This window comes from Isosphaeraceae bacterium EP7 (assembly GCA_038400315.1).
Classification (GTDB): domain Bacteria; phylum Planctomycetota; class Planctomycetia; order Isosphaerales; family Isosphaeraceae; genus EP7.
On sequence record CP151667.1, the window covers coordinates 2450254 to 2463636 of the forward strand.

The 13383-nt window shown below is 66.6% G+C and carries 11 protein-coding genes and 1 pseudogene; 2 read left to right on the forward strand and 10 right to left on the reverse strand.

Annotated elements, in window-relative coordinates; translation table 11 throughout:
- Positions 1-8: 8 nt before the first annotated feature.
- From EP7_RS09405 to EP7_RS09415, 3 genes are all read right to left on the reverse strand, one after another.
- Positions 9-176, reverse strand: coding sequence for a hypothetical protein (locus EP7_RS09405; RefSeq protein ID WP_463524443.1), 168 nt, complete (start codon positions 174-176; stop codon positions 9-11).
- A complete protein-coding gene (locus EP7_RS09410; RefSeq protein ID WP_463524442.1) occupies positions 173-1336 on the reverse strand; it encodes an IS701 family transposase in 1164 nt (387 codons plus the stop codon). Before EP7_RS09410 ends, EP7_RS09405 begins: the two co-directional genes overlap by 4 nt.
- A 65-nt stretch (positions 1337-1401) precedes the next feature.
- Positions 1402-2433 carry an IS630 family transposase gene (locus tag EP7_RS09415; RefSeq protein ID WP_463527602.1) on the reverse strand — a complete coding sequence of 344 codons (1032 nt, stop codon included), beginning with the start codon at positions 2431-2433 and terminating at the stop codon, positions 1402-1404.
- A 112-nt stretch (positions 2434-2545) separates the two neighbouring features.
- Between EP7_RS09415 and EP7_RS09420 the strand changes: the two genes are divergently transcribed.
- Complete coding sequence (locus tag EP7_RS09420; RefSeq protein ID WP_463527604.1) at positions 2546-3121, forward strand: helix-turn-helix domain-containing protein; 576 nt, start codon at positions 2546-2548, stop codon at positions 3119-3121.
- Here the strand turns inward: EP7_RS09420 and EP7_RS09425 are convergent.
- Positions 3099-4697 (reverse strand): annotated as a pseudogene (locus EP7_RS09425) (ISNCY family transposase). The gene EP7_RS09420 and the pseudogene EP7_RS09425 sit on opposite strands and share 23 nt — an antisense overlap.
- A gap of 56 nt (positions 4698-4753) precedes the next feature.
- The gene (locus tag EP7_RS09430) at positions 4754-5113 is read right to left on the reverse strand and encodes an IS630 transposase-related protein (RefSeq protein WP_463527606.1); all 360 of its coding nucleotides are present in this window, start codon (positions 5111-5113) and stop codon (positions 4754-4756) included.
- A 798-nt stretch (positions 5114-5911) separates the two neighbouring features.
- On the opposite strand from EP7_RS09430, the gene EP7_RS09435 reads away from it, so the two are divergent.
- Positions 5912-7282 carry a Gfo/Idh/MocA family protein gene (locus tag EP7_RS09435; RefSeq protein WP_463527607.1) on the forward strand — a complete coding sequence of 457 codons (1371 nt, stop codon included), beginning with the start codon at positions 5912-5914 and terminating at the stop codon, positions 7280-7282.
- Between the two features lie 313 nt (positions 7283-7595).
- Here EP7_RS09435 and EP7_RS09440 read toward each other — a convergent pair whose 3' ends face one another.
- The 5 genes from EP7_RS09440 to EP7_RS09460 form a co-directional block, all read right to left on the reverse strand.
- Positions 7596-7832: a hypothetical protein gene (locus EP7_RS09440; protein WP_463527609.1), complete on the reverse strand. Its 237-nt coding sequence runs from the start codon at positions 7830-7832 to the stop codon at positions 7596-7598.
- Positions 7833-7976: 144 nt separating this feature from the next.
- Complete coding sequence (gene dgoD / locus EP7_RS09445; RefSeq protein WP_463527610.1) at positions 7977-9155, reverse strand: galactonate dehydratase; 1179 nt, start codon at positions 9153-9155, stop codon at positions 7977-7979.
- A gap of 39 nt (positions 9156-9194) precedes the next feature.
- Entirely contained in the window at positions 9195-10517 is a 1323-nt protein-coding gene (locus EP7_RS09450) for an aspartate aminotransferase family protein (RefSeq protein WP_463527611.1), read from the reverse strand.
- A gap of 76 nt (positions 10518-10593) precedes the next feature.
- Positions 10594-12039, reverse strand: coding sequence for a neutral/alkaline non-lysosomal ceramidase N-terminal domain-containing protein (locus EP7_RS09455; RefSeq protein ID WP_463527612.1), 1446 nt, complete (start codon positions 12037-12039; stop codon positions 10594-10596).
- A 19-nt stretch (positions 12040-12058) separates the two neighbouring features.
- Positions 12059-13375: an MFS transporter gene (locus tag EP7_RS09460; protein ID WP_463528392.1), complete on the reverse strand. Its 1317-nt coding sequence runs from the start codon at positions 13373-13375 to the stop codon at positions 12059-12061.
- Positions 13376-13383: the final 8 nt, after the last annotated feature.

Consider the following 13383-nt stretch of genomic DNA (forward strand, 5'->3'; position numbering starts at 1 on the left):
AGTTGTAACTAACCCGGGGGCCCGGCCTCGCGTTTCTTGTAGTGGCAACGCCGCGCGAACGCCTGGTGGGCGCGCCGCCATACCGACCAATCCAGGACCTCGACGGCCTCCGGCAGGCGTCCCCACAGGAGTCGGACCAGGAGCCGACGGGCCTCGGGCACCGTCAGGGCGATCAACTCCGGCTCGTCGGCCGACTTTTTTTGGGCGGTGCGCCGGCAAGTCTCCGGATCGCGGCCAGGACGGCATGGGCCAGCAGGGCCAGGGTGATGTGCCGATGCCAGCCGGTCCAACTCCGCACCTCGTAGTCGGCCAGTCCAGCCTCCTGCTTGGCCGCCTCGAAACCGCCCTCCACCGCCCAGCGAGCCCCGGCGGTCTGGGCCAGCCGGGTTAACGTCGTGCGGCTCGGGCCGGCCGCGATGGAGTACGCCAACTCCTCGCGGCCATCCAGACTCTTGCGCACCAGCAGCCACCGCCTCCATGCCGGGCCCAGGTCGCTGTTGATCTCCAGCCACGCCCAGGCGTACCGCCTCGGCCCCTTGCTGCCCGCCGCGATGGTGATCTTGTGCCAGGCCTGCTTCGGCAACGCTCTGGTCAGGGTGGCGACCGCGGCCTGCCCGGACCCCGCCCAGACATACTGGTTGGCCCGGACCGCCAGCACGTACGGCCGCTTCTGCTCTTCCAGCCACCGCCGCAACTCCCACGCGCCGTAGACCTCGTCGCCGGTCACCCACGCCGCAGGCACCCCGGCCTTGAACGCCCGCTCGAGCATCGCCCTGGCCAGCCGGATCTTGGTCGCGAAGGCGGTCTTCTCCGGGACACCCGCCGCCTTGCACCGCCCGGGGTCGCCGGCCCACTCCTCGGGCAGGTACAGCGTGCGGTCGAGGAACGCGACGCCATGCCGGCTGGCGTACGCGAGGAAGACCCCGACCTGGGCGTTCTCGATCCGGCCCGCGGTGCCGGTGTATTGCCTCGCCACGCCCACCGACTTGGTCCCCTTCTTGAGGAACCCGGTCTCGTCGAGGATCAGCACGGCGTCGGGGTCGCCGAGCGTCTCGACGACGTAGGCCCGCAGGTCGTCGCGGACGGAGTCGGGGTCCCAGTCGGCCCGGCCCATGAGGTACTGGACGCCGTAGGGCGTCTCGTCACCGATCTGCTCGGCGACCTGCCAGGCGTTCTTCCGCTGGACCGGCCCGAGCAGGCCGATGAGATAGGCCCGGACGCGATCGCGGGTCTCGCTTCGAGGAAACCTCGCCCCGATCCGGCGGGCCACCTCGTCGATCTGCCGCCCCCAATCGTGGACGTCCTCGGGGCTGAAGGCGGCATCGGTGCTGGCCATGGTGATCCTCCTCGGGGATTCCATGGCCAAACTACCGGGCTGATCGGTTAGTTGCAACTGTAGTACTAAGCAGCTGGACGTAGTTCTTCTTGACTTCTTTTGCGTAGCCTCTGGGCGTAGTTATTGAAGCTCGCCTCGACGGCCTCCCTCAAGCCGCTCCGCGTCGTATGACTGCGCTGTGGAATTTCCTGATATTTGATCTGCCTGAAGACCGGCTCGATCCGGTTCAGCTCCGGCGAGTACGGCGGCAGGAAGTAGAGGAAAATCTTCCGGTCGGCCAGCCCCTCGCGGGCTGCGCGGATCACCTTGCTCGTGTGGAAACCGGCGTTGTCCAGCACCACCATGCGAGGCGCCTTCGACCACGGCAGGGCCTTGAGGAAGCCGATCAGGTCGTGGGAGTTCCACGTCCGCTCGGCCGTGAAGACCTCCAGCCGGGGCGATCTCCCGAAGGGCCGGTAGGCCGCCAGGGCGTTGACCCTCCGGCCCTGCGGGGCCTCGTAGCGGATGACCTTCCTCCGCCCCGGCAAGCTCCAGCTGTAGCCCACCGGCAGCGTGGGCGAGAAGCCGCACTCGTCGAGGTAGTACAGCACCACGGTGCCGGCCCAGGCCTTGGCCATCAGGTTGGCCAGGACCTTGCTGGCACGCTCGGTCTCGGCCGGGTCCTGCTTGTGCTCGAGCGTCGAGGCCGTGCGGCGGTAGCCGGCCCGCATCCGCTTCAGGGATCGACGGACCTGCCGCGGCCCGAGCCCGATGCCGCGATCGGCCAGCGCCTCGGCGAGCTGGCGGCTGATCCATGTGCGGTCCTCGGCGAGCAGTCGCTTCAACTCGTCGGTGACCTGGGCGAGGCGGGCGGCATCGGCAGGCGGCCCGGAGCGGAAGGGCCGAAGGGCATCGGTACCACGTGCGAGGAAGGCGCGGAGCAGATCGCGGACGGTCTGGCCGCAGTAGCCCAGGTGTGAGCCGATCCTGGGGGCCGACCAGCCGGCATCGGAGAGGAGCACCATCTCGATGCGGTCGCGGACCTTGGGCGGGAGCGGATCCCGCCGCAAGGAGTGGAGTTCATCACGGGTTGCGTCGTCGAGTGGGGTGCGGATCATATCGAATTATAGAGAGACCGAGTCCAGCTGCTTAGTGGGTCACTTGCTTCGCACGTTGCCATAAGACTTCGGCCCGGTTAGTGTTGGCGAACTTCGATCCCAGGAGTTCGCCATGTCTCGCCGCAAGATCGACCCGCTGCGTCCGCTCACCGACGACGAGGCCGCCGCCCTGACCAAGCTGAGCCGGTCAAAGAGTGAGCCGGCTGCCCGGGTTGCTCGGGCTTCCCTGATCCTCGCCGTGGCCCGCGGCGACTACTCTCAGCGGGCCGCCGAGGCGATCGGTCGACGCTCCGGCGACGCCGTCTCGCACCTCGTCGCCCGCTTCAACGCCGACGGGCTCGCCGCCCTCGATCCGCGCCATGGCGGCGGACGGGGCCCGGTCTACGACGGGCCGACCCGGGAGCGGATCCTCCGCAAGACCCGTCGCCGGCCCACGCCCGAGGCCGATGGCACCGCCGCTTGGAGCTTGGTCACCTTGCAGAAGGCCCTCCGCTCGGCCGGCGACGGCCTGCCCAGGGTCTCGACCTACACCATCTGGCGGGTCTTGCATGAGGCGGGGGCCTCGCCCCAGAAGGCCCGCTCTTGGTGCCCCACAGGCACCGTGCTCCGCCAGCGGAAGGACGGCCCGGCCGTGGTGACCGACCCGGACACCTCGCCGAAAACAACTAGGGCGGCAAAGCCTGATTGATGAACGAGTCCTCAAGCGACTTGAGGTAGGCCTCCGGGTCGATGCGGAAGCGGCAGCCGAAGGTCCGGACGGTCTGGCGTCGCCCCAGGCGGTCGCGTAAGGCCTCGCCAGGCCGGCAGGTCCGACGGAATCAGGTCCGAATCGCTGACCGGCCGCAGCCGGGTCGCGGCCGTCGCCACTAGCCGGACCGAGCCTCGGACCACCGTCCCCGGGCTGGCCACCTTCCGGCCGCTGGCCCGACGCTCGTGGTACCGGTACGAGCCAAAGAACTGCTCCAGGTCGTTGTTTGTCCGCGGCACATTCGCCACGTCGTAGCAGTGGAACAGCCCCGGCCGGTAGCTCCGCGTCACCTTGCGGAAATGGTCGAACGCCCCGGCCAGCGAGCCCAGGGCCTCGCGATGCCGGGCCAGAGAGGCGATCGTCGCGTCGAACCGAGTCCGGACCGTCGCGGCGTCGTGCCCCCGCCCGTTGGCCAGGACCGCGGCCAGCCGCCAGACCCAGACGAAGGCCGCGCGGATCTCGGGCCACGCCGATTCGGTGGCCTCCAGGCCCTTGCCCAGCACCGCCCGCAGCCGCGTCAGCTCCCTCGGGAGCCCCTTTTCACGGCGACCTGATCGAGGCTGGCGGAGACCTTCCCTAGCCGATCCCGCAGCTTCAACCCCGACACCTCTAGCGGCGGCCGGCCGTCGTCGGTCAACGCCGAGCGCACCGCGGCGCAGTAGCCGCGGACCGCCTCGGCCTCGGCGTCGTCGCGGCCCTCGACCGTCCGCTCGATCGGGCGGATGCCGCGGACTTTCTTCTTCAATTGGACCTTGGCGTGGCGGTCTGCCTCGTAGGCCGGCCGGGCCGCCTCGCGTAGATCATGGAACTGGTAGAGCTGGTGCGGCACCCCCGGCAGCGTTGCGGCGACCGCATCGCGGATCGAGGCCTGGCCGTCGGAGATGACCCCGGCGACCGGCACCCGGAGGGCGGCCTTGACCTCGCCCAGCAGCTTCGCCAGGTCATCGCGGCAGGAGGACAGCAGGCTGCGTGCCAGCAGCACCTCGCCGCTGAGCACGTCGCGGACGACCCAGAGGACCTCATGCCCGACATCGGGCTGGAGGCCGTCGATGGCCAGGATCACCCGGCCGGCCTCCGCGGTGATCGACTCCAGGCGACCCACGTCCGAGCACGCCAATGCCAGCAGCTCGTCGTAGCGGTCGAGCAGGTTGCCGACGCTGCGCACGCAGATGACGACGCCGCGGCGGGCCAGCTCGGCGTGAATCTCCGGGACGCTGCGATGCTCGGCGTGGCGGAGCCGGCCGATCGCGGCGATGACGTCGAGGCCGAATTCGTGCTGCGGCAGGGCGAATCGCCCCTCCCGCTCGGGGCGGAGGCAGGCCCCGCGCCGCGGGCAGTCGCGGTTGCGGCAGTTGCGGACCTGGAGTCGCAGGCGGACCAGGCCTTTCAGGGTCGTGACGGTGCGCCGAGCGATGTTGGCGGCCCAGAGCGGCCCGCCGCAGGAGGGACAGGCCCTCGTCTGGCAGGTCAATTCCACGGTCCGGTCGGTCTGAGAGCGGGTGCCGTGTCGCGGCATGGAGGTACTCCCTGAGGTCCTGGGACTACAAGGAATTACAACCTCAACGCCCTGGATCAATCAGGCTTTGCCGCCCTAGTTTTTTTACGCGTGATGCCCAGCCGCCTCAAGGCCCGGTGGACGGCCGATGGGCAGGAGCCCACGCCGGCGGCGCGGGCCAATTCCTCCAGCGTGGCGTCGTCGTCGGCCCGGACCGCCTCGCGAAGTCGTCCCGCGGCCTCGCCGTCGAAGGCCGGGGCCCGCCCGCCGCCGTGCGGCCGGGGGGCGATCGAGCCGGTGTCGCGCCGCTGCCGCACCAGCTTGCCGATCCAGGTGACGCTGACGGAGAACCGCGCGGCGACCTGCTCGCGGGTGCCGTCGCGCCCATCGCAGGCGGCGAGGACCCGCGCGCGCAGGTCGGTCGAATACGCCTTCATCCCCGTGCCCTCCATCCAGGAAGGGATAACAAGGGTCAACCGACTCAGGCAAAGAGAAACTGCTCTAACCTTGAACGAGCGAGGGTACTACCACAGACCTGCAAAGAATCCTGGGCTCTGATCTCTCACGGCAGAGAGTTACGGCGAGATACTCCCGCTTCCTTGGCCTTTTGCATCCGCCCTCCCACCTTTCTGTTCCGTATGGGGTCAGTAGCAGGGATATGCCTCGACAGGCTAATCGGTGGTCATGGCAGGAGATACGCCGATTCACGGCGGCCTGCCTCCAGACTGGGCGGCCTCAAACCGCCGGCTGTTCCTACTCAAGGAACCGTTACATTCGCCGCCGGATCGTCTCCAAATCAGCCAGCTAACTTGCTCAACGAAACCTGCGACGTTCGTGTTTCTCGCTTCGGTCTGATCGAGCACTCCAGCGGACGACTCGGTAGGCGGACGCTCCCGGTCGATTCGAAATTGGAGCGGGGCTGGCCCTTAGGCCGCCGACCGGGTCCCGGACGGGTGGCTTCGGGTGGTGGGTCGACGAACCGCGACCCACTGGCTAGGCTCTGATCTACGGGCTATGGCCATCCAGTACCCGTTGGTACTCAGCCCCGGAAGCGTCCGTTGACACCGAATCACCCCACATCCATGGTGAGCAGGGATATGAAACCGATCCCACGCCGGAGTTTTCTGAGCGGCTCTATGACGGCCGGTCTTTCGCTGGGAATGCCGCGTCTGATGCTCGGAGCCGGCCCCCGGTCGGGTAGTCCAAACGACGCGGTGAATCTCGGGGTCATCGGGTTGGGCTCGACTACGGCCGTCGGCGGGGTTGGTGGGCGCGGCCACCAACTCATCGGCCGGCTCCGCGAGATCCCCGGCGTCAAGATCGTCGCGCTCTGCGACGCTGACCAGGCGCACCTCGACCGCGAACTCGAGGCGGCTCGTGAGCACGGGGGGAAGGTCGCCGCGTATCACGACCCCCGCCATGTTTTTGATGACAAGAACGTCGACGCAGTCATCGTCGCCTTGCCAAACCACTGGCATGCCTTGGCGACGGTCTGGGCTTGCCAGGCAGGCAAGGACGTCTATGTCGAGAAGCCGTTCTCTTACGACCTGTGGGAAGGTCAGCAGATGGTCGCGGCGGCCCGCAAGTATGGTCGCATGGTCCAGGTCGGCACTCAGAATCGGTCCAGCGCCTTCCTACGCCGTGTGTTCGACCGTCTGAGCGGCGGCGAGCTCGGGCCCATCCGCTTCGCTCACGCGCTGGTGTACCGGGCTCGCGACGGCATCGGATCGGTACATGAACCCACTCCGCCGCCGCGCACCGTGGATTATGACCTCTGGTGCGGCCCGGCCTCCAAGGGGCCGCTGATGCGCAAGCAGTTGCACTACGAGTGGCATTGGTTCTGGGACACTGGCAACGGTGAGATGGGAAACAACGGCATCCACGTCATTGACGTATGCCGCTTGGCCCTCGGACAGAACCGGACGCCGCCGCGTGCCATGAGTATCGGCGGCCGGTTTGGTCCCCACGATTGCGGCGAGACGGCCAACACACATATCGCACTGCTGGATTTCCAGCCTGCCCCGCTCATCTGCGAGGTGCGCAACGTGAGCGTCGGCAAGGGTGGAGCCACGATCGGGAAATTCCGGGGTCAGGACAAGGGTGTCCTGATCGATTGCGAAGGGGGCTACTTCGCCGGCGATGCCTCCGGCGGGGCGTTCTTCGATCGCCAGGGGAAGAAGGTCCAGGACCTCGGGGAGGGCGACAGCCCCAAGGCCTTGGAACTGGCCCACCTCTCCTCCTTCATCGCTGCCGTCCGCAGCCGGAAGGTCGGTGATTTGCCCGCCGAGGCGCTCGATGGGCACCGCTCGGCAGCCTGCTGTCATATGACAAACGTGTCTCACCGGCTAGGGAAGCAATCATCTCCCGAGGCCATCCGATCAGCGATCACAGGCCACCCCGAGATGGCCGACGCCTTTGAACGCTGCCGCGGGTATCTGCGAGAGAACGGAGTGAGCCTTGACGCCACCCCGGCCTCCCTCGGGCCTTGGGTGAGCTACGACGAGCAGCGGGGCCGCTTCATTGGCGACTTCGAAGATGTTGCCAATAAGCTGTTGCGGCGTGAATACCGCAAGCCGTTCGTAGTGCCCGATCTCACAGCGGGCTGAACCGACCGATCACGGAGCCCAAACGCCTGCTGCCCCCCCCTGTCCGTCACGCCTCCCCTTTACGCCCACAAAGGGGAGGCGTCGTGACCTGCCCCCAACTTCTGACGTGTGACCTGACCCGGGAAGTTGGACCAGGAAATTGGGGGCACGTCTCTCGGCGGGGCGTCTGCTGGGTATTGTCGCGGACGGTGAGCTATTCGTTGAGGTAGCGGGGATGAGAGACGACCTCGAAGGTCTCCTCGATGAGATTGGCGACGCGCGGGGCGGTCTACAGTTCGGTAGCGAATCCGAACTCGGTGGCCGGCTTTCCCAGCTACTCCAGGACAACCAGGCCCTGCTCGGGGGTGAACTTGGGCGTCTGGTCCGGCGGCGTCGATGTGGACAGGCCGGCCTTGCCCTGCTGGCGATGGATGGCCACCCACCTGCGGATGGATCGGACGTTGTCGCCGAGGAAACGGGCGACCTCGATCTGGGCATGGCCGTCGTTGACGCGGGCGACGGCGAGGCGTCGCCGATTCTCAAGCTCTTGTGCCGATCGTATGGTGACCATTGATTCAGGAGCCTATCCGGAACCGACGCCTCCGAAAAGGGCCCAACCAACCTGAGGATCGATAGCTACTTTGTTCGGGGCATTCCTCCCGGGCACATCCGTGTCCCGGGAGGAATGCCGTTGAAAACCCAAGATAGGGTGCGATTACCAATCCCCGACGCTGCCGTCTTTGTAGAACGTGCGCAGAAGGACTTCCTGTTCGAAGGGGTGTTTTTTGACCTCGTCCTCGTTAATCTCGACCCCGAGCCCCGGGAGTGTGTTCGGGTAGACGATGCGTCCCTTGGGCTCGATAGTGTAGCCCTCGCTGACAACTTCGGAGCGCCAAGGGACGTCGTCCAGAACGGCTTCGCAGATCATATAGGACGGTGTGGCGAATCCGAATTCGAGCGAGGCGGCGGTGCTCACCGGCCCCTGGGGGTTGTGCGGCGCGAGAGCGACTCGGTAGGCCTCGGCCATCGCGGCGATGCGCCGAGCCTCGGTCAGGCCACCGCAATGGGTGATGTCGGGCTGGAGGACGCTGCAGGCGCGGCGTTCGAGCAACTCGCGGAAGGCATGCTGCGAGACGAGCCGTTCACCGGTCGCAATGGGGGTCGAGACGGAGCGTTGGATGAGGGCGATGTCCTCGATGGACTCGGGCCAGCAGGGCTCTTCGAAGAAGTAGAGGCCGTAGGGCTCGAGGACCTTTGCGAAGCGCATGCCCATCCGTGGTGACGGGCGGGCGTGGCAATCGACCATGATATCGATGTCATCGCCGACCGCATCTCGCATCGCCTTGACGCACGCTTCGGCGTACTTCAAGGGGCGCAGACCCTCCAGCGGCATGGTCTCGGGGACCGCCATCGACTTGAACGCGGTAAAGCCTTGGGAGACCGCGTGCTCGGCCAACTCGCCAAATCGGCGGGCGTCGGAGGGGTCGGTCTGGTAGAAGTCCTCCATCCGGCCACCTCCCAGGTGGCAGTAGAGCCGGATGTAGTCACGGACGGCCCCGCCCCAGAGCTTGTGGCAGGGAACGCCGTGGACCTTGCCGATGATATCCCAGAGGGCAATATCGATCCCGCTGATGGCCGTCCCGCGCACGATGCCGTTACCGTGCCAGAAGTGTTGGCGGTACATCATCTGCCAGAGGTGCTCGACCCGCGTGGGATCTTCGCCGATCAGGAGCTGGGAGATGTCCTCGACAGCGCCGACCACGGCCCGCGTGTGCCATTCGAGAGTGGCCTCGCCCCAACCATAGAGGCCAGGCTGGTCGGTGAGGACCTTAACGAAGATCCAATTTCTCATCCGTGCGTGGCAGACGAAGGTCTCTATCTTCGTGATCTTCATCGAACACTTCTCCGATACGCATCAACAGGCGAGCTTGATTCAGATCCCGTCGCGGAGCACGGCATCGGTCGCTTCCAGGGTGGAATCGATGTCCGCCTCTGTATGCGCCGTGGAGATGCTCCCTTGCTTGGTGGGCAAGGGGAAGTGATAGATGCCGCGTGCGATCAAGGCTTTCCGATAACGAACATCACGGGCCATGTCGTGATTCGACGCCAGGTCGAACCAATTCTGGGGGGCGTGATCCATGAAGTAGACGCAGAAGGCAGATCCCTGCCGGCTGACTGTGATCGGGATGCCATGGCGGGCGAACAGGCCTTCCAGACCTTGCTGCATCCGGGCGCCAAGAGCTTCCAGCCTGGGATACAGGGTGGCCTGGTCGCGATGAAGGATCTCCATCGTGGCGATCGCGGCGGCGACCGGGGTCGGGTGGCCGTTGAACGTCCCGGCGATGAGGACGCGACGGTCGGCCTCGGGATGGTTGAACAGGTCCATGATCTCGGCCTTGCCGCCGATGGCTCCCATCGGGTAGCCGTTGGCTATGGCTTTCCCGAACGTGGAGAGGTCGGGGCGGACGCCGGCCAGCGACTGATATCCCCCCAGCGCGTGCCTGAATCCGGTCTTCACCTCGTCCAGGACCAGGACGACCCCGTAACGATCGCAGAGGGCGCGGAGCCCCTGCAGGTAGCCGGGCTGGGGCTTGACGATGCCGATGTTCTGGAGGATCGGCTCGGTGACGAGGCAGGCGACCTCGAAATTCCTGAAGCACCGCTCGACGGCTTCCAGGTCGTTGAACTCGATCACGTGCACCCGCGACGGGACATGCGAGGGCATGCCCGCCGAGAGCGGGATGAAGGGGTATTCTTCCCCGGCCGAATGCGGGCCGAGCTTCTCAAGCGGCGTCATGACGTTGCACGCCACCTCGTCGTGCCAGCCGTTATATCCGCCCTGCATCACGACGATGTGGTCGCGACCCGTATAGGCCCTGGAGAGCCTGAGGGCGTGATAGGTGGCCTCGGAACCGGTCGTGGTGATCTGCACGCGGTCGAGCGAAGCCACAGACTCGCAGAGGAGCTCGGCGAGACGCCCTTCCCAGGGTGTCGTGCCCGACCCCATCAGGGTCCATCCCTCCTCAAGCGAGCGGACGACGGCCGCCTGGACCTCGGGATGGCCGTGCCCGAGGAGGTAAGGGGCGAAGCCGGCGTGATAGTCGAGATATTCGTTGCCGTCCGCGTCCCAGACCCGTGGGCCTCGGCCTCGGACGAAGGCGATCTCCGGCTCGACCAGCCGGTTGAGCGAGACCACGCCACCCGGGATCAGGCGTCGGTTTTTGGCGAATAGGGCCTTGGATTCGGCATTTTTCATGGGATCACTCGGAGCGAGATCGTTCGCCGCTGGGGAGATCGAATGGGATAGGTTTCGAACAGACAGAAGCCGAGCCCTACGTGGGGAACCACTCGGCGAGATGGCGGGCAATGCAGTCGGTCAGCGTTTCCAGGGAGCCGGCGGCCAGGACGGCGATCTCGGCCTGATAGATCCCGCGACCATAGGCGGCGGCCGTCGGCAGATAGCCGGGCTGCCATCCGTTGATCAGGGTCAGCACCACGATCGCCGCGCCGGGCGACCGACGCCTCAATTCGACCTGAAGGTACTGATAATGCTCGGCCCCCACAGCGAGCCAGGCGGCGTCGCCGGTCTTCCAGATCAAGACTTCAAACGGGAAGGCAGGGCCCGGTGGGAGGTTGCCGATGCGGACGAGTTGCCGGTCCATCCGCTCGACGAACGCCCGGCACTCCGCGGCGCGGGCCCGGTCGGCCCGGCTGAGGGCCTCTTGCTCGTCGCGTTCCCATCGGGCACGCTCGAGGTGTGTCGATTCCGCCGTGGGCAGATCCGGCCGATAGGGAAGGTCGACGGTCCAGCGCCTCAGACTCCAGGCTTCCAGCCCTCGGAGCCGATCGGCATCGAGCGGGGCGTGACGCCAGGTGCCGATGACCGCACCCGACTCGACCGGCCCGGCGTACTCGAATCGGGTCCGCGGGGGCGCCATCCCTTCGAGGGCCGAAAGCGCGGCATAGCCGAGCTGCCTCCCGTTTCGATCGGCGACGGCCGTGTCGCCGACGAAGCCGTATCGCGGCCCGAGGTCTCCGGAGGCCCCCTGCAAGAAGAGGCAAGGGGCGCCGGTGGCCTGTTCAATGACCTCTCGCATCGCACCCGGGAAGTCGGGGCTAATGAGGGTATTCTGCCAGGCCAGGGTCGTCGGGTGACAGGCGTAGTTGACCATCGTTGCCAGCGTGCGGCCGTCGTCGGCGGTGGCCCTGATGAGGACGAGGGTGTCGTCACCGACCCCCTCCGGATTGAACCCACAGACGAATCGCCCGCCGGCCTCATCGTATGTGTCTCGATGAGCGGCGAGGTTACATCGCCCGGTCCCGTAGCAGAGCGTGGCCGACTGCGCGTTCTTCCTGGCCTCGATCACGAGGCCGGCCAACTTCTCGGCGAGATCGGCGAGGTAGGGGGCGATGAGCTCGCCCCCGGGGCGGTCGGATCGCCCCGTGTCCATCAGCCCGGAAGCATGCGTATGCGAATAGGCGATGAGCAGTTGTTCGGGGGACAGACCGGACTTCGTCGCGACGATGTCGAGGACTTTCCGGCCCTCAAGGTCCCAGAGCAGGCAATGATCGATCGCCATAAGGACGACGCCCGCCGCGGGATTTCCCAGCGGGGCGATCGAGGCAGCGGAGGCACTGAGGCGGCGATGCACCCCGGTCGAGCGCTCGTGGGAGGCGGCGCCCCACATCCGGTGATAAATCCCCACCGGAGGGGTGACATCGCACCGGGCGACGCCGAATGAACAGAGGCTCTGCGGAGTTTCCTGGGCGGTCGGCATGTTCGATCCGTGGGATTGATCAGATAGTGTCGCGGTCGGCGTCAAAGAGGAGCCAGCAGGCCGCGGCTACCAGGTGGATCGCGGCGAAGAACGTGAGGACGGCATTCCAAGACCCTGTGATCACGACGAGCTTAGGGACGATGATGGGGAAGAGGATCGACCCGACGGCCCCCGCCGTATTCATGATGCCGAAGACTTGCGGGGTATTCTGCCCTCCCAGGTCCATCGTCAGAGCGTAGGCGCAGGGGCCTGCCAACGCCGCAAAGAAAGCCCCGAGGCTCAGGACCAGGACGGCCAGTTGGGGATCGGCGATCGGGTAGGCCAGGCCAATCAGGGCCGTCGCCGTCAGCATCGACGCCGCGGAAACCCACTGTCGAGAGAGCCTGAGGCTGCCGGTCCTGGCCAGGACGAGATCCGAAAGCCAGCCCCCGGCCAGGCAGCCGAGCATGGTCGTCCAGTGCGGGAGGCTGGTGAGGACCCCCGCCGCAAAAACTCCCACGCCCCTGGTCTCGTGCAAATAGGTCGGGAACCAGCTCAGATAGAAGATGGCAGCGGCCGCGCGGAAGAATTGCTGGAAGACCAGGCCGAGCACCGCACGATTTCTCAGCAAGATACGCCAGGAGATCGCGCCCTGGACCTGGCGGTCGCCCTTGGAAGCCCCTTCCGAGATCAAGCGGAGTTCTTCCCAATTGACTCCGGAATGCTCACCTGGGGTGTTGCGGAACCAGACTGCAAACCCGATCGCCCAGAGGAATCCCGGCACCGCATAGAGTAGAAACATCCAGCGCCAGGGGAGATAGACGAGGATGATGCCCGTCAGCGCAGCCCCGATTGCCCCGCCGACGCCCTGGAAGCTGGCCAGGATCCCGCTCACCCACGCCCTCCTCGACGTCGGGTACCACCGATTGAGCACGCCGGCCGAGGAGGGAAAGATGCCCGCCTCGGCGGTCCCCATCGAGAATCGGGCCGTTAGAAGCAGGAAGGCCCCATTTGTGGCGCCACACAGGCCGGTGGCCAGCGACCAGATGGCGGCGAACACGGGGAGGGCTCGCCTGGAGCCCCAGGCCTGGTCGAGCCTGGCGGCCGGAAGTTGGAAGAGCGCGTAAGACAGGAAGAACGCGCTCATCACCCAGCCCATCTGCGACTCGGTCAGCCCGAGATCTGTCCGGATCAGCTTCTCGGCAACACTCAGGCAGCCGCGATCGATATAGGCGATGGTCGTGGCCACGCAGAGCCAGAAGAGGACGGCATGGCGGACCTTCGACGGCGCAGCATCGGCGGGTTCGCCTTGGACGAGAGGATCTTCTTTCTCCTCAAGGTCGGCGGCGCTCGTCATTGCATTCA

Coding starts and splice junctions, on each gene's coding strand:
- EP7_RS09410 (WP_463524442.1), bottom strand. CDS start 1,336: ATGGCCAGCACCGATGCCGCCTTCAGCCCCGAGGACGTCCACGATTGG.
- EP7_RS09415 (WP_463527602.1), bottom strand. CDS start 2,433: ATGATCCGCACCCCACTCGACGACGCAACCCGTGATGAACTCCACTCC.
- EP7_RS09420 (WP_463527604.1), top strand. CDS start 2,546: ATGTCTCGCCGCAAGATCGACCCGCTGCGTCCGCTCACCGACGACGAG.
- EP7_RS09430 (WP_463527606.1), bottom strand. CDS start 5,113: ATGAAGGCGTATTCGACCGACCTGCGCGCGCGGGTCCTCGCCGCCTGC.
- EP7_RS09440 (WP_463527609.1), bottom strand. CDS start 7,832: ATGGTCACCATACGATCGGCACAAGAGCTTGAGAATCGGCGACGCCTC.
- dgoD (WP_463527610.1), bottom strand. CDS start 9,155: ATGAAGATCACGAAGATAGAGACCTTCGTCTGCCACGCACGGATGAGA.
- EP7_RS09450 (WP_463527611.1), bottom strand. CDS start 10,517: ATGAAAAATGCCGAATCCAAGGCCCTATTCGCCAAAAACCGACGCCTG.
- EP7_RS09455 (WP_463527612.1), bottom strand. CDS start 12,039: ATGCCGACCGCCCAGGAAACTCCGCAGAGCCTCTGTTCATTCGGCGTC.
- EP7_RS09460 (WP_463528392.1), bottom strand. CDS start 13,375: ATGACGAGCGCCGCCGACCTTGAGGAGAAAGAAGATCCTCTCGTCCAA.